Raw genomic sequence first — 16548 nt, 5'->3', positions numbered from 1 at the left:
TAAAAAGATTTTAATATACTGTATAATTTATAGTATATTGTATTTTTATAGAGTACTAAGGAGAAGGTAAATGAAGAATAATAGAAAAGTTATATCTTGGATTATGCTTATAATATGGATGTGCATTATATTTTTTATGTCTAATCAACCAGGAGATGTGTCTAGTAGGCAAAGTGAATTAGTATTAAAAATTTTTGCTTTTATAGGAATAAATCTTAATGAGTATTTAGGAGAATTAGCTACTTTTATTGTAAGAAAGACTGCTCACTTTAGTGAGTATTTAATATTATTTATGCTTGAATATAATGTGCTTAGATTTTATATGGATAGAAGCAAGGCAAGAATGTATTCTGTTTTAGGTGTATTTTTATATGCATGTTCAGATGAAATTCATCAATATTTTATACCAGGAAGAGCTATGGCATTTAAAGATGTACTTATAGATACAAGTGGAGGAATTGTTGGGTTTGTAATAAGATATATACATGATAATAAATATAATATAAAGAAAAAATAATATTAAGATTAACTATTTAAAAATAGATTGCTCAAAATATTTTGAGCAATCTATTTTTTTAGTAAGCAAATTATTAACTATATTATGTATTTGGAATTTAATAATTATACTATAAAATAGAGGAAAAGAGCCTACATAAGCCGTTTAACATTTTATTGAGTATAGTTTGGTTTTCATATTCTCTTAAAGTATATTCTCTACAGTTTTTTAAATCTTTTAAGAATATATTATTAAACTTTTTAGTAATTTCTTTATTGTATATAACGGTATTTATTTCATAATTTAATTCAAAACTTCTAATATCCATATTTGCAGTTCCGATATTGCAAAGTTTACCATCTATTATTATTACCTTAGAGTGAATAAAGCCTTTTTTATTATATAAATAAACTTTAGCACCACAACGGAGCAATTCACTTAGATAAGTTAATGATGCATGGTGCACAGTAAAGTGATCAGCTTGCTCTGGAAAAATTAAGTTTATTTTTACCCCACTTAATGCTGATATTCTTAAAGCATCTATAAGACCTTCACTGGGTATAAAATATGGTGTCATTATATTAATATATTCCTCAGCCATGCTAACCATTTTAATTATGCTTTGCATTATAGAAGGAAATTCTGAATTAGGACCACTTTTTATTACTTGCATAATTACATTCCCTGAAAAGTTACTCTTGGGAAAATAATGCTTTATATCTTTTGATAAGTTCAAATTTTCACTATTACATTTTTTTATGGATGAATAATCATCTAAAAACGTTCCTTGTAGTGCTAATACAGCATCTCCTTTTATCATTATATGGCAATCTCTCCATTCTCCAAGTTTACCTTTATTTAAGTATTCATCACCTATGTTAATTCCTCCAATAAATCCAATAGTGCCATCTATAACTACAATTTTTCTATGATTTCTATAATTAATTTGAGTATTTATCAATCTTAGTAATGGAGCAAATACGTAGCTATAAAAAACCACATCTATTCCAGCATTTCTTAAATCTTTTATATAGGAGGCTTTAAGACGTATAGATCCAACCCTATCTATTATAAATTTTATTTTAACACCTTCATGAGCTTTTTTTATAAGAATATTTTTAATTTCATTACCAATTTTATCGTTTTTAACAATATAATACTCTAAATGAATGTGATCTTTAGCTTTTAGTAGTTCTTTTTTTAAAACTTTAAATTTTTCTATTCCACCATCAAATACTTCTATTTCATTATTTATGAAAAGTGGAGAGTAACTATTTGTAGCTAAAAGTTTTATTAAAGAAGGGTAATCTTTCAGAGTTTCGTTGTTGCTATATATAATAGAAGAAATAAGTTTTTTTAAGTTATCAGGAACACCTTTATTTAAGGTATTTATTTTCCAATTACGTCCTAGAAAAACATATAATATCAGTCCTATAGGTGGAAGAAATAATAAAATTAAAATCCAAGCTATTGTTTTTTCAGGGCGTTTTTTTTCTAAAATTACTATAGTAGAAACTAAAATTAAGTTAATTAAAATAATTGATACTAATATTATTATAAATATAGTTATTATAATCACCTTCTTTGCGTATTATTTTATCCTAAATAATGCAAAAATATTAAAATTTTTCGGAAAAATCAGGCGTAAAATGTTATAAAATTTCAAATAACGTTATCAATTAACTAAAACATATATTAAACCGCGTAAAATTGACAAATAAATAATAAAGAATAAGAATTTTTAATAAAAAAATATAAAGTTCTTGAAAAAAACTAGTTTACAATATATAATTTATATATAATGAGTGAATTATATATAGATATATTTATTAAAATTTATGTATTTGGTATGTAGTTTATTTTGACAAGGGGGATAAGAATGAAGAGCAATGAAAAGAAAGACAGGGCTCAAAGGGGCATTTTAGCTTCTATTGAGAGAGTAGGGAATAAGCTTCCACACCCAGGTACTATATTCGTAATTTTATGTGCAATTATAATGGTTTTATCAGCAATATTTGCAAAAATGGGTGTATCAGTAACATATACGGGCTTAGATAGATCTACTATGGAAATTAAAGAAATGACTGCAAATGTAGTAAGTTTACTTACTCCTGATGGAATAAGATATATGTTTACATCAGCAGTTAAAAACTTTACAAGTTTTGCACCATTAGGAACAGTTTTAGTTGCCTTATTAGGTGTTGGAGTTGCAGAAGGTACAGGCCTTATTGGAACATTATTAACTAAATTAGTAACAAGCACTCCTAAAAGATTAATAACTGTAGTTGTAGTTTTTGCCGGAGTTATGTCAAGTATAGCTTCAGATGCAGGTTATGTTGTTTTAGTTCCGTTAGGGGCTATAATATTCTTAAGTTTTGGACGTCATCCACTAGCAGGTTTAGCAGCAGCATTTGCTGGGGTTTCTGGGGGGTTTAGTGCAAACTTAATAGCAGGACCAACAGATGCTTTATTGGCAGGAATTACATCAGAAGCATCTAAAATACATCCATCACAATTGGCTGTTGGAGTAACAGATAACTGGTATTTTATAATAGCATCAACTATTCTTATTACAATAATAGGAACAATTATAACTGAAAAAGTAGTAGAACCTAAATTAGGAAAATATAAAGGTGATGCAAAAGAAGTATTAACTGAAGTTTCACCAGAAGAAAAAAGAGGGTTAAAATTTGCTGGTATAGCTGCTTTACTTTGTCTTATTACATTAGTAGTATTATTACTTCCAGGTCCAACAGGAATATTAAGAAATCCGGAAACAGGAGAACTATTAAAATCACCATTTATGGATTCAATAGTTCTTGTTATAGCTTTATTCTTCTTTATACCAGGGGTAGCTTATGGTGTAGGATCTAAGAAGGTTAGAAATGATAAAGATGTTATTTCATTAATGAGTAAGAGCATGGCAACAATGGGAGGATATATAGTTTTAGTATTCTTTGCTGCTCAATTTGTTCAATACTTTAATTATACTCATTTAGGAACAGTAATCGCAGTTAAGGGGGCAGACTTCTTACAAGGAGCAGGAATTACAGGAATTCCGCTAATAATAGGATTTATAATTATTACAGCATTTATAAACTTATTTATGGGATCAGCTTCCGCTAAATGGGCTATAATGGCTCCAATATTTGTTCCAATGTTAATGAATATGCAATATTCACCAGCGTTAGTTCAAATGGCTTACAGAATAGGTGATTCAACTACAAATATAATTTCACCACTTATGAGTTATTTTGCATTAATAGTAGCATTTGCAGAAAAATATGATGATGAAGCAGGAGCTGGTACATTGATTACAACTATGTTACCGTACTCATTGGCATTCTTAATAGGATGGACAATATTATTAATAATATGGTTTGTATTCAAAATTCCACTAGGTCCTGGTGCAAATATAATGATGTAATAAAAAGCATATAAATATGGGGTTATGTTAAGATTTTAAATAAGTCTTAACATAATCTTTTTTTATTCTTTAGGAAAGTATATAAATATACATATTTTTAGATTATATTTAATATAATTAATATTTAGAGTTATAATTTATAAAAAAATTTGATAATTATATAATATATGTAATGTATTTATAGCTTTTGTTATGATAAAATAGAAGAAGCTTGTCAAAATTAAAAATAAATTAGAGGAGAGAGTTATGAAAAATTTCAAAAGACTTTTTAGTGGCTTTGTAACAAATGCGCTTAAAGTTATAATGTTAGTAATTGTAATTGGTGCTATATTACTAGCTAAATATCTTAAATTTCCAATTAATATGGCTACGTTAATACAGGTATTATTTTTGGGGATAAGCGGCATTATATTTTACAAACTTATTAAAAGTAAAAAATTTAATAGTAGAAATGTACTTTTGTATGTTTTAGCAATTGGGTTTATATTAAGACTATTATGGTTATTAAATGCAAATACAGTACCTGTATCTGATTTTAAGACTATGTACAACTCTGGAATAGATGTGTTAAATGGTGATTTTAAGTCATTACATGGATCTGGATATATTGCAAGATTTCCTCATTTAACTATGATGGTTTTATATTTTGCATTTATGATAAAGACATTTTCAAATTCAATATTAGTAATTAAAATGATAAATTTAATCCTATCAGTTTTAACAATATACTTAATTTATAAGATATGCAAAGAGGTATTTGAAAAAGAAAAATATGCATTAACAGGAGCTTTTATAGCAGCTATTTTTCCACCAATGATATCATATATAGGGGTATTTTGTACTGAAAATATAGCAATTCCATTTTACTTAGGAAGCATATACTTATTTATTAAGTTTATTAAAAAAGAAAAAGGATTATGGATTTTAGCGTTATCAGGTATTTTATTATCATTGGGTAATTTGTTTAGAATGGTAGCAGCTGTTACACTTGTAGCTTATATAATGTATATATTTATATACTATGGAGATAAAGTTTTAAATAAAATAAAGGCTTCAATAGTTATAATAGCATCTTTTGCAATAATTTTACTTGGAACAAGTTTTAGTTTAAGAGCAACTGGAATAACTGAATTCCAATTATGGAGAGGAAGTGAACCAGCTATAACTAATGTATTGAAAGGTATTAATATAGAACATAATGGAAGATGGAATGAGGAAGATGCTGCTATTCCTGAATTATGTAATTATGATTACGAAAAGATGGAAAAAATGTCAAAAGAAATCATAATGAAGAGATTAACAACAACTCCGCCATTAGATTTGTTTAAATTTTATGTTAAAAAATTTGGAGCTCAATGGAGTAATGGTGATTTAGAAGGAGTTTTCTGGACAATCATAAGTAAAGAAGATAGAAAAATGATAGTAGATTTAGAAAATGGAAATATACCAATTATGCCAACATTCCAATGGATATATGTTGTTATAATGTTATTAGCCTACCTAAGTTTATTTAACAGAAAAAGAATAAAAAATGAAACTATAAATCTATTTTACATTATTTTCTGTGGTTATGGATTATCATATCTAGTAACAGAAAGTCAAGGTAGATATGCATATATAGTAAGTTGGCTATTTATAATATTTGCAGTATCAGGTATAGAAAAAATTAAAACTTTAAAAAGATAGTAAAGTTTAGAAAAGATTAATATCCAAATAATATATGAATATTTTATTTATTAAATTTGAAAATATAAATTACAATCTAATAATATAAAATAAAAAATTTAGCCTTTAATAGTAGGGATATCTCAAAATAAAAAATAATTACAATAATTTGTAGTTATAAAAACTTTAGTACTATATAGTATAGAAGAAGTGTTTTGAGATACTCCTTTTTATTTGAGAACAACTAACTATAGTAAAAAGTAATTAAATTATAATATATTTATTACTTTTAGTATGATAGAATAAAAGAAGCTTGCCTAAAATTAAGGTATCTTATAATAAACATAATAGTTTTTTATAGCATTAACATAAATATTAAAATAAAATTAAAAATAGAAATGAATATTAATTTTAATAAGTATGTATTATTATAATATTGTTGAATTTAATAATAAAGAATCTAATATTTATCAAGTTTATATAACTTCTAAGAAATATGAGTTATATTGTTTGATAGAAGAAGCTTTAGAGGAATAATTATATATATTTATAATATTTCAAGTATAGATATTAGAAGGGAATAACAAATGGAGAAATTTTTAAAATTTGGATTGGTGGGAGTAATTAATACATTAATTACAATGATAGTTTTTAATGGATTAAAATTTATAGGAGTAAATATTTTAGTTGCTAATACAATAGGATATATTTGTGGAATGATAAATAGTTACTTATGGAATAATAGATGGGTATTTAAATCAAATACTAAAGATGTATCAACAATTAGTAAATTTATAATAGTTAATGTTGTAGCAATGCTTATAAATAATGGAATTTTATTTGTTTTTGTAAATGGAGTTGGAATTAATTCAACTATATCTCAAGCGTTAGCAATAGTAATTACGACAGTTATAAATTTTGTGGGAAATAAAATTTGGACATTCAATAAATAGGGGATTCTGTTTATTATAAAGGGGGTATCCCAGTTGTAATAGATAAAGATGGTGGACAAGTAGCCATAATTATTACAGTATTATATTTGTGTAAATAGATTGTAATAAATTAATGGGAAGAAATCTTTTAAATACTAATAGAAATGCTATAGTAATAAATAATGAAAAGCATAATAAAGTTATAAAAGGTGAACCTAATAATAAAGAAGAGTTAGAATAGATTAGAAGAGGCTTATGAAATAGGGGAGATCATAATAAAAGGTAGATATTATGAAAGCAGAGGAGTTTTAGAGCCTTAAAAATAAATGAAGGTGATTAATATGAGTAAGATGATTTCAATAGTAGTACCTATGTACTTTGAAGAAAAAGTAGTAGAAGAATGTTATAGAAGATTAACAGAAGTTATGTCAAATATTAAATATGAACATGAGTTAGTATTTGTTAATGATGGAAGCACAGATGGAACACTTCCTATGTTAAAAGATATTGCAAGTAAAGATTCTTCAGTAAAAATAATAGACTTCGCTAGAAATTTTGGACATCAAATAGCAGTAACCGCAGGAATTAAAGAAGCAAAAGGGGATGCTGTAATTGTTATTGATGCAGATCTTCAAGATCCGCCTGAGCTAATATTAGAAATGGTTGATAAATGGGAAAATGGATATGAGGTAGTTTATGCTAAAAGAAAGAAAAGAAAAGGTGAAACTTTCTTTAAATTAATGACTGCAAAATATTTTTATAAATTCTTACAAATTATGTCTGATGTAGATATTCCAAGAGATACTGGAGACTATAGATTAATGGACAGAAAAGTAGTAGATGTATTTAATAGTATGACTGAAAAAAATAGATTTGTAAGAGGGATGGTTTCTTGGTTAGGATTTAATCAAACATATGTAGAGTTTGTAAGAGCGGAAAGATTTGCAGGAGAAACTAAATATCCATTAAAGAAAATGTTAAAGTTAGCTGAAGATGGAATAGTATCATTTTCTCATAAGCCAATGAAAATAATAGGAGGCTTTGGAGTAATCTTCTTAGTAATTTTCTTTTTACAAATTCTAATTGCTATCTATAATAGTATTTTTAGATTTGGTGTTAGTGATATTTTTTGCTTAGCAACATATGTAAGCCTAGTAGCTGGAATATTACTAATATCACTAGGAGTACTAGGTTCATATATTGCTAGAATATTTGATGAAAGTAATGGAAGACCTTTATATATAATAAGAGAAAAAGTAAATTTTGATGATAAATAAAAGAGAGCGTATATACGCTCTCTTTTTTGTACTAAATTTAACTCATTAGCATAGAAATAAAATATATAGCCTAATTTTAAAGATTTATCTAGATTTTAAATGAAAGGTGGGTGAGTTCATAACATTTAATTAAAAGATGTTATGGTTAAGTATGAAAGATTACACAATTAATAATTTAAGAAATGTTGGATTAATAGGACATAGTGGCTCAGGAAAAACATCATTAGCAGAGGCGTTATTATTTCACTCAGGTAATAGTGATAGGCTAGGTAAGGTTGAAGATGGAAATACAATTATGGATTTTGACCAAGAAGAAAGAAGGAGAAGAATATCTTTATCAGTTTCTTTAGCTTCAATTGAGTTTAAGAATACTAAAATCAACTTAGTTGATATACCAGGATATTTTGATTTTTATGGAGAAGTAATTCAAGGTATGAGAGCAGTAGATGTTGCTACTATAGTTGTATGTGGAGCATCAGGTGTACAAGTTGGAACTGAAAAAGCATGGGATTATTGTGACAAAATTAAATTACCAAGAACTTTTTTTGTAAATAAGTTAGATAGGGAAAATTCAAGCTTTGATAAGGTGTTAGGAGAACTAAAAGAAAAATTTGGTATTAGTGTAGTACCTATACAATATCCAATAGGTAAAGAAGACGACTTTAAAGGTGTAATCAATATTATTTCAAAAAGAGCTAGAATATACAATGAAAAAACTCACAAAGTGGAAATTACAGATATTCCAAAGGATTTACTAGATAAAGTAGAAGAATGTAAGCAAATGATTATGGAGGCAGTAGCTGAAACAGATGAAGAATTATTGGAAAAATATTTTAGTGAAGGAGAACTTAGTGATGAAGAGATATATAAAGGTCTTATAAAAGGATGTGCAGATGGAGATATTGCTCCAGTAATGTGTGGAAGTGCAACAAAAGTAATAGGAATAGATTCAGTATTAGATGATATAGTTGAATGTTTCCCATCACCAGAATATGCAATACCACAAAAGGCTATTAACTTACAAAGTGATGAAGAGGTTTTCATAAGTTTATCAGAAGATAATCCGTTTTCAGCATTAGTTTTTAAAACTATAGCTGATCCTTTTGTAGGAAAAATATCAATATTTAGAGTAATTACAGGAAAGCTTTCTAATGAAGTCTCTGTAATAAATAGTAATAATGATAAGGTAGAAAAATTATCTAATGTATTTTTTTTGAAAGGTAAAAATCAAGTTCAGACAAATAAGGTAATGGCAGGAGATATAGCAGCAGTTGCTAAGCTACAATACACAGGCACAGGTGATACATTGTGTGATTCAAATAACAAAATTATTTATGATAAGATGAATTTTCCTAAGCCTATAATTTCTATGTCTGTAATGCCTAAGTCAAAAGGTGATGAAGATAAAATATCATATTCATTACAGAAGTTGTTAGAGGAAGATCCTAGCTTTACTATGCATAGGGATACGGAAAATGCAGAAACAATAATTTCAGGATTAGGAGAAACACATTTAGAAGTTATAGCTAGCAAACTAAAAAATAAATTTGGTGCAGATGTTATATTAGATACACCTAAAATACCTTATAGAGAAACAATAAAAGGTTTTTCAGAAGTGCAAGGAAAACATAAAAAGCAATCAGGTGGACATGGACAGTATGGTGATGTAAAAATTAGATTTGAACGCAGAGATGATGGAGGAGAAGAATTAGAGTTTATAGATAAAGTTGTAGGAGGAGCAGTTCCAAGAAATTTTATACCAGCTGTAGAAAAAGGTTTAAAAGATTGTATAGAAAAAGGAATTCTAGCTGGATATCCTGTAATTGGATTAAGAGCCACTTTATATGATGGATCATACCATCCAGTGGATTCTTCGGAAATGGCATTTAAAATGGCTACATCAATAGCTTATAAAAAGGGACTGGAGATAGCAAAGCCTATATTATTAGAACCTATAATGCATGTTGAAATACTTGTACCTGACGAATATATGGGTGATGTTATTGGTGATATAAATAAAAAAAGAGGTAGAGTAATTGGTATGGAGTTAGAAGGAAAACTTCAAAAGATAATTGGGGAAATTCCATTAGCGGAAATGTCTAAATATGCTACTGATTTAAGATCAATGACACAAGCTAGAGGTACTTTTACAAGTATTTTACAAAGATATGATGAAGTACCAGAAATTGAATCTAAAAGAATAATTGAAGAAGTTAAAAAAATGTAAAAGAACTGAATAAATAAATATATTATGAGTAAAATATAATTAATTAATTATATTTTAAGCTATAGAAATAACATGAATTTAGGAGGAAGACTATGCCAGATTATAAGATGGATATACAAGGAAATTTAAATCTTAGCGAATATAGTAACATCTTTGATTATATGGGTGTAGTAGATATGAATGACAGTTTTACAATAACTTTAAGTAATACTAGTCAGCAAGATATAAATATAATAACATCCATGTTAAGGGATGGAGATTTCTTAATAAAAGAGCAAGGGGTTAATGGAAATGGAGAATATTATATTAATGCTAATAAATTAAAATAATACTACTTAGCTACTAGCAATAAAAGCTAGTAGCTTTTCAATGTAAAATAAAAACTATAATATTATATAAAATAATATTATAATTAAATAAACAATATTTATAATATGTAAAAGGAGAACTTTATGAGTAATAATGGTAATGATAGATCTATAGAATATATAGTAGGAAAAATTCTATGTAAAAATAAATTAACTATCTCAACAGCAGAATCTTGTACAGGTGGGTTAGTAGCAGGAAAATTAATTTCTTATCCAGGTATATCTGAAGTATTTAAAGAGGGTGTAGTAACATACTCAAATGAATCTAAAATGAAAAGGCTGGGAGTAAAGGAAGAAACTTTAAGAAGTTTTGGTGCTGTTAGTGAAGAAACGGCAAGAGAAATGGCAGAAGGGATTGCAAGAGAGGCTAAAACTGATGTTTCTGTAGTTACTACAGGTATAGCAGGACCAGGAGGAGGAACAAAAGAAAAGCCAGTAGGGTTAGTTTATATAGGAGTATATGTTAAAGGTAAAACCCAAGTAAAAAAGTTTAATTTTAAAGGAGATAGACAACAAGTTAGAGAGGAAGCTGTATTAAGCGCTTTAAATATGTTAAAGCATAATTTAGAATAAAAATAAAAAAGGGAAAAATAATCCCTTTTAAACTAAATAGTATTAAAAGGGATTATCGCTGTATATAAATAAAATGGGGGAGAGGCGATTAACTGTGGAAGCTTATTCGCTTCATTTTTAAGTATGCCCACATTAAAGAAATGATATACATAAAAATCACCTTAAAAATTATTGAAAGGAAGTACTTAAATGAAAAAAGTTTTTAGAGCTAATTTATATTTTCTAATAATAATATTATTGGAAATTTTTATGCCAAAAATTTTAGTGCCTATTTATAAAGAGATAGGAGTTACAGATATAAGAATTGCCTTAGCTATGAATCATATTTTATTATTTTTAGTTCCGGCAACAGTATATATAATATTAACAAAATCATCTGTTAAAAATACTTTGAAGTTAAATAAATTATATTTTAAAGATATTTTATTGATAATACTATTAGCATTTTTATGCCAGCCTATTATGAGTTTTTTCTCTATAATAACAGCATTTTTCTTTAATAATGAAATTGGAGCTTTTATAACACAAATAAACTCAACACCTTATTTAATTTTATTATCTTTAGTAGCTTTATTACCTGCAATTACTGAGGAGTGTACAATAAGGGGTGTAGTTTTATCTGGGTATGAAAATAAAAACATGTATTTAGCAGCAATGGTAACAGGATTATTTTTTGGAATATTTCATTTAGATCCACAACAATTTTTGTATACAACAGTTTTGGGATTTATTTTAGCTTTAGTGGTACGAATAACTAATAGTATATTTGCATCAGCAATTATCCACTTTATAATAAATGGAACTTCAGTAACTGCTTCTAAATTATTAAATAGCATACCCCAGTCAACAACCATACTAGAAGGAAACATGGATTTATCATTAAGAGCATTACCAATTAATGAGAAGATGATTATGTTCGTAGTATATGGAGTTATAGCATTAATATTTGCAACATTTGTATATATGATAATAAAAAAATTAGAAGAACTTAATATTAGAAGAGGTGTGTTAACAGAAGAAAGAAAAGAAATTATAAAAGACAAAGATAGTATAATTAATATACCGTTTATATTAATTATTGTAGTATATATTGCTTTCATGTTTTATAAATATATAAATATATAAATATACAAAGGAACTGAAATAATTAGAGGAGATACTCTTTCTATTTCAGTTCCTTAATTTATAAGTATAAGTAATTAAGTTAAGTAGTTTTTGTAATGTTTGTAGAGTCACTATATAATATAGAAAAGTCAGTAGAGTTAAGCCATCCTCTACAATTAATATTACTATCTATAGGTAAATTAACATAATACCAAGTTTGAGAATTAGTTTCAGCAGCATCTAAAATTTGAACTTCCATTCTAATTTTTATTGTTCTAATTATAGGTGAAGAATTTATTGGTGCTAAATATAAATTGGTATTAATGTTTGTTAGACCTATTTTTGAAGTAGGATTCGAAAAATTGATTTTAATATCAAGATTTTTCTTGGGAGTAGCTCTAGATTTTAATTTATTATTTCTTTTAGAAGCTATCATTAGTTGTTTTCTAGTTAAAGCAAGTTTATGGTCGTAGTAAAAATAAGTTCCTACTAAGCCTGATATTAAAGCTATGAAAAGTAAATATTTCACACAATTACACTCCGTAAAAAGTAATATACTTTATATTATATTATATTGAAGAAGAGAAATTACCTATAATAAGTACTTTTAATTTTATTAAGGCATATAAATGATATTGATAATTTAATTTTAGGGGACTAGTATGATAGATTTATTTAGCTTAAGTTCTGATCAACTTATTGTAGTTGCTGCATTTATAGCAGCAGATATAGCACAAAGCTTGACTAGTGAAGAACAAGAAATAGTAGCTTGGCTATTTGAAGCTATTGGACAAAACTTATCTGTATTTGGAGCAGTTGAGGCATTAAGACAAAAAAACAATAAAAATGATGATAGTGGTATTGTTAAGTAATAGAGTTTTTATATAGCAAAGTTTTTATAATAAATTAAAACTAATTTCAACAAAATGTTTGACATTTTTATAGATTTTAGATAAAATAAATATTGTTAAGGCTCGATAGCTCAGTCGGTAGAGCAGAGGACTGAAAATCCTCGTGTCCCTGGTTCGATTCCTGGTCGAGCCACCAGGAAACCAACTAATTTTAAATTAGTTGGTTTTTTTATTGGGAAAATTAAATATGTAAGAATTTTGTAACTAATAAGTAGGAATATTGTAATAGCATTTTTATAATATTTAAGTATAATATAATTAAGCGAAACGATAGTGAAAATAATATTAAAAAGTATCAAATAACCCTTTACAAGGTTTTTGAAATGGTATAATATGATGTTATAGAGTTGAAAATCAATTTAGGCAATTTTAAGGTTTGCTTAAGGAATAATTAAGATATTTCATTTATTATTAAATTACAAAGTATTAAATTCTTTAGGGGCGTGATTAAAATGTTAGAAAAATTAAGTTTGTCAGATGAAGAGTATGATTATTTAGCAAAATGTATTGCTATTGGAGTAGGCATTGGAACTTTTGTAGGATCATTAATTGGAAATGTTATTTTAGGATTTGCTGCAGGAGGAGTAATTGGAATAGTAGTTTCAGGTATTCGCTTTTTATCTCACAAGCTAAAAGGAATGCATAGGAAGGAAATTATATAGAATTACAAAATAAATAAAAATAAAGGTGAATTATGATTTATTATTTAATATAAAAAGGTATGAAGTTTAGAAGATTTCATACCTTTTTATATTGTTTATATATTTTCTATTTGCCAGTCAATGGGAGATTTTCCAATAAATTTTAAAATTTCATTTGTTTTAGAAAATGGTCTACTTCCAAAAAAACCTCTAGAAGCCGATAGTGGACTTGGATGAGGAGACTTTAGTATAAAATGATTTTTATTTGTTATTAATAAAGATTTTTTTATAGCAGGATTTCCCCAGAGAATAAAAACTATTGGGTCATCTTTTCCATTAAGTAGACTTATGATTTTATCAGTAAATATTTCCCATCCCATATTTTTATGTGAATTTGCTTCATGTGCTCTTACTGTAAGTACAGTATTTATAAGTAAAATACCTTGATCAGCCCATTTTTTCAGATAACCGTTATTAGGTATGTAGCATCCTAAATCAGAATTAAGCTCTTTATAAATATTTAGTAGTGAAGGAGGAGTTTTAATACCTTTATTAACAGAAAAGCTAAGACCATGAGCTTGATTAGGTCCGTGATAAGGATCTTGACCTATAATAACAACTTTAACATCTTTATAGGAAGTAAACTTTAATGCGTTAAATATATCATACATATTAGGATATATGGTTTTTGTTTTATATTCATAAATTAGAAATTTTCTTAAATCTTGATAATATTCTTTTTGAAATTCACTTTCTAATAATTCTTGCCAGTCATTATCTAAAATTTTTTTCATATTATCACCTCGAAATAATTATAACATAAGTATAGATAAAGGATTTTCATTGAATTATATCAATATAATAAGCAGATTTTGAGTTTAATATAAGTTATATTCATAATAATTCACCAAAATTATACAAATTTAGGCACAAACGTTACCTAGAATATCAGTAATAGAAATATCTATATATTTTAAGCAAACAATAGCAAATTTATGTTAATTATGAATAAAAAAGAATTTATTAGGTATAATAATAAAAGAATATGATAATATTTAATACGTTGTCAGCGAAAACAACACGAAAAACAAAGTGTTGACAGTAAATGAAGTTGATGATAAGATAAACGAGTCGCTTTTAGTAGATTTGAAAAATGACTTTAAAAAAGTTGTTGACAAGAATTTTTAAGAGTGATAAGATAAACGAGTCGCTTGAGGGCGATGAGGGAAATGGTCTTTGAAAATTGAACAGAAAAAGTTAAGTAATAACCAGCAATTCTTTTGAGAGTCTTAAAAGACTCAAAGTAATTTGAGCAACAGATTAAACTTTTTAGTGAGAGTTTGATCCTGGCTCAGGACGAACGCTGGCGGCGTGCCTAACACATGCAAGTCGAGCGAGGGGAGTTTCTTCGGAAACAAACCTAGCGGCGGACGGGTGAGTAACACGTGGGCAACCTGCCTTGTAGAGGGGAATAGCCTCCCGAAAGGGAGATTAATACCGCATAACATTGCAGCTTCGCATGGAGCAGCAATTAAAGGAGTAATCCGCTACAAGATGGGCCCGCGGCGCATTAGCTAGTTGGTGAGGTAACGGCTCACCAAGGCGACGATGCGTAGCCGACCTGAGAGGGTGATCGGCCACATTGGGACTGAGACACGGCCCAGACTCCTACGGGAGGCAGCAGTGGGGAATATTGCACAATGGGGGAAACCCTGATGCAGCAACGCCGCGTGAGTGATGAAGGTTTTCGGATCGTAAAGCTCTGTCTTCAGGGACGATAATGACGGTACCTGAGGAGGAAGCCACGGCTAACTACGTGCCAGCAGCCGCGGTAATACGTAGGTGGCGAGCGTTGTCCGGATTTACTGGGCGTAAAGGGAGCGTAGGCGGACTTTTAAGTGAGATGTGAAATACCCGGGCTCAACCTGGGGGCTGCATTTCAAACTGGAAGTCTAGAGTGCAGGAGAGGAGAGTGGAATTCCTAGTGTAGCGGTGAAATGCGTAGAGATTAGGAAGAACACCAGTGGCGAAGGCGACTCTCTGGACTGTAACTGACGCTGAGGCTCGAAAGCGTGGGGAGCAAACAGGATTAGATACCCTGGTAGTCCACGCCGTAAACGATGGATACTAGGTGTGGGAGGTATCAACTCCTTCCGTGCCGCCGTTAACACATTAAGTATCCCGCCTGGGGAGTACGGTCGCAAGATTAAAACTCAAAGGAATTGACGGGGGCCCGCACAAGCAGCGGAGCATGTGGTTTAATTCGAAGCAACGCGAAGAACCTTACCTAGACTTGACATCTCCTGCATTACTCTTAATCGAGGAAGTCCCTTCGGGGACAGGATGACAGGTGGTGCATGGTTGTCGTCAGCTCGTGTCGTGAGATGTTGGGTTAAGTCCCGCAACGAGCGCAACCCTTATTGTTAGTTGCTACCATTTAGTTGAGCACTCTAGCGAGACTGCCCGGGTTAACCGGGAGGAAGGTGGGGATGACGTCAAATCATCATGCCCCTTATGTCTAGGGCTACACACGTGCTACAATGGCAAGTACAACGAGATGCAATACCGCGAGGTGGAGCTAAACTATAAAACTTGTCTCAGTTCGGATTGTAGGCTGAAACTCGCCTACATGAAGCTGGAGTTGCTAGTAATCGCGAATCAGCATGTCGCGGTGAATACGTTCCCGGGCCTTGTACACACCGCCCGTCACACCATGAGAGTTGGCAATACCCAAAGTTCGTGAGCTAACCGCAAGGAGGCAGCGACCTAAGGTAGGGTCAGCGATTGGGGTGAAGTCGTAACAAGGTAGCCGTAGGAGAACCTGCGGCTGGATCACCTCCTTTCTATGGAGAAATCTAGTTAACAAGATGATTAACTAGTAATAACTCAAAAGATATGGTATCTTAACTTCTGTTCAATTTTGAAGG

At 29.1% G+C, this 16548-nt stretch carries 13 protein-coding genes, 1 tRNA gene, 1 rRNA gene and 1 pseudogene; 13 read left to right on the top strand and 3 right to left on the bottom strand.

Annotation, left to right across the window (positions count from 1 at the left end; translation table 11 throughout):
- Positions 1-70: 70 nt before the first annotated feature.
- Positions 71-517 carry a VanZ family protein gene (locus tag CP523_RS06770; protein WP_066679144.1) on the top strand — a complete coding sequence of 149 codons (447 nt, stop codon included), beginning with the start codon at positions 71-73 and terminating at the stop codon, positions 515-517.
- Between the two features lie 109 nt (positions 518-626).
- On the opposite strand, the gene cls is transcribed toward CP523_RS06770, so the two are convergent.
- Positions 627-2069 (bottom strand): cardiolipin synthase, encoded by a 1443-nt coding sequence (cls, locus tag CP523_RS06765; RefSeq protein ID WP_391489249.1) that lies wholly within the window; start codon positions 2067-2069, stop codon positions 627-629.
- A gap of 306 nt (positions 2070-2375) precedes the next feature.
- Here cls and CP523_RS06760 point away from each other — a divergent pair, with 306 nt between their 5' ends.
- From CP523_RS06760 to CP523_RS06725, 8 genes and pseudogenes are all read left to right on the top strand, one after another.
- Positions 2376-3923, top strand: a complete 1548-nt coding sequence (locus CP523_RS06760; protein ID WP_066679142.1) for an AbgT family transporter — start codon at positions 2376-2378, stop codon at positions 3921-3923.
- 246 nt (positions 3924-4169) lie between these two features.
- Positions 4170-5609: a glycosyltransferase family 39 protein gene (locus CP523_RS06755; protein ID WP_066679140.1), complete on the top strand. Its 1440-nt coding sequence runs from the start codon at positions 4170-4172 to the stop codon at positions 5607-5609.
- A gap of 566 nt (positions 5610-6175) precedes the next feature.
- The gene (locus CP523_RS06750; protein ID WP_066679138.1) at positions 6176-6541 is read left to right on the top strand and encodes a GtrA family protein; all 366 of its coding nucleotides are present in this window, start codon (positions 6176-6178) and stop codon (positions 6539-6541) included.
- Positions 6542-6861: 320 nt separating this feature from the next.
- The gene (locus tag CP523_RS06745) at positions 6862-7797 is read left to right on the top strand and encodes a glycosyltransferase family 2 protein (RefSeq protein ID WP_066679136.1); all 936 of its coding nucleotides are present in this window, start codon (positions 6862-6864) and stop codon (positions 7795-7797) included.
- A 151-nt stretch (positions 7798-7948) separates the two neighbouring features.
- Positions 7949-10024, top strand: coding sequence for an elongation factor G (gene fusA / locus CP523_RS06740; protein ID WP_120141055.1), 2076 nt, complete (start codon positions 7949-7951; stop codon positions 10022-10024).
- A 92-nt stretch (positions 10025-10116) separates the two neighbouring features.
- Positions 10117-10353: a hypothetical protein gene (locus CP523_RS06735; protein WP_066679205.1), complete on the top strand. Its 237-nt coding sequence runs from the start codon at positions 10117-10119 to the stop codon at positions 10351-10353.
- Positions 10354-10500: 147 nt separating this feature from the next.
- Positions 10501-10965 (top strand): annotated as a pseudogene (locus tag CP523_RS06730) (nicotinamide-nucleotide amidohydrolase family protein); the annotation flags it as partial.
- A 189-nt stretch (positions 10966-11154) separates the two neighbouring features.
- Positions 11155-12090, top strand: a complete 936-nt coding sequence (locus tag CP523_RS06725; RefSeq protein ID WP_066679211.1) for a CPBP family intramembrane glutamic endopeptidase — start codon at positions 11155-11157, stop codon at positions 12088-12090.
- Positions 12091-12169: 79 nt separating this feature from the next.
- Here CP523_RS06725 and CP523_RS06720 read toward each other — a convergent pair whose 3' ends face one another.
- The gene (locus tag CP523_RS06720) at positions 12170-12598 is read right to left on the bottom strand and encodes a hypothetical protein (RefSeq protein WP_066679212.1); all 429 of its coding nucleotides are present in this window, start codon (positions 12596-12598) and stop codon (positions 12170-12172) included.
- 133 nt (positions 12599-12731) lie between these two features.
- On the opposite strand from CP523_RS06720, the gene CP523_RS06715 reads away from it, so the two are divergent.
- From CP523_RS06715 to CP523_RS06705, 3 genes are all read left to right on the top strand, one after another.
- Positions 12732-12941 (top strand): hypothetical protein, encoded by a 210-nt coding sequence (locus CP523_RS06715; protein ID WP_066679214.1) that lies wholly within the window; start codon positions 12732-12734, stop codon positions 12939-12941.
- Between the two features lie 99 nt (positions 12942-13040).
- Positions 13041-13116 (top strand) — tRNA-Phe (locus tag CP523_RS06710).
- 316 nt (positions 13117-13432) lie between these two features.
- Complete coding sequence (locus tag CP523_RS06705; protein ID WP_066679218.1) at positions 13433-13642, top strand: hypothetical protein; 210 nt, start codon at positions 13433-13435, stop codon at positions 13640-13642.
- A 95-nt stretch (positions 13643-13737) separates the two neighbouring features.
- On the opposite strand, the gene CP523_RS06700 is transcribed toward CP523_RS06705, so the two are convergent.
- Positions 13738-14415 carry a uracil-DNA glycosylase gene (locus CP523_RS06700; RefSeq protein ID WP_120140723.1) on the bottom strand — a complete coding sequence of 226 codons (678 nt, stop codon included), beginning with the start codon at positions 14413-14415 and terminating at the stop codon, positions 13738-13740.
- 534 nt (positions 14416-14949) lie between these two features.
- On the opposite strand from CP523_RS06700, the gene CP523_RS06695 reads away from it, so the two are divergent.
- A 16S ribosomal RNA gene (locus CP523_RS06695) occupies positions 14950-16464 on the top strand.
- Positions 16465-16548: the final 84 nt, after the last annotated feature.

Source organism: Clostridium septicum (genome assembly GCF_003606265.1).
Taxonomy (GTDB): Bacteria; Bacillota; Clostridia; order Clostridiales; family Clostridiaceae; genus Clostridium; species Clostridium septicum.
This window is presented reverse-complemented; position numbering and strand designations above follow the sequence as displayed.

Coding starts and splice junctions, on each gene's coding strand:
- CP523_RS06770 (WP_066679144.1), top strand. CDS start 71: ATGAAGAATAATAGAAAAGTTATATCTTGGATTATGCTTATAATATGG.
- CP523_RS06760 (WP_066679142.1), top strand. CDS start 2,376: ATGAAGAGCAATGAAAAGAAAGACAGGGCTCAAAGGGGCATTTTAGCT.
- CP523_RS06755 (WP_066679140.1), top strand. CDS start 4,170: ATGAAAAATTTCAAAAGACTTTTTAGTGGCTTTGTAACAAATGCGCTT.
- CP523_RS06750 (WP_066679138.1), top strand. CDS start 6,176: ATGGAGAAATTTTTAAAATTTGGATTGGTGGGAGTAATTAATACATTA.
- CP523_RS06745 (WP_066679136.1), top strand. CDS start 6,862: ATGAGTAAGATGATTTCAATAGTAGTACCTATGTACTTTGAAGAAAAA.
- fusA (WP_120141055.1), top strand. CDS start 7,949: ATGAAAGATTACACAATTAATAATTTAAGAAATGTTGGATTAATAGGA.
- CP523_RS06735 (WP_066679205.1), top strand. CDS start 10,117: ATGCCAGATTATAAGATGGATATACAAGGAAATTTAAATCTTAGCGAA.
- CP523_RS06725 (WP_066679211.1), top strand. CDS start 11,155: ATGAAAAAAGTTTTTAGAGCTAATTTATATTTTCTAATAATAATATTA.
- CP523_RS06715 (WP_066679214.1), top strand. CDS start 12,732: ATGATAGATTTATTTAGCTTAAGTTCTGATCAACTTATTGTAGTTGCT.
- CP523_RS06705 (WP_066679218.1), top strand. CDS start 13,433: ATGTTAGAAAAATTAAGTTTGTCAGATGAAGAGTATGATTATTTAGCA.
- CP523_RS06700 (WP_120140723.1), bottom strand. CDS start 14,415: ATGAAAAAAATTTTAGATAATGACTGGCAAGAATTATTAGAAAGTGAA.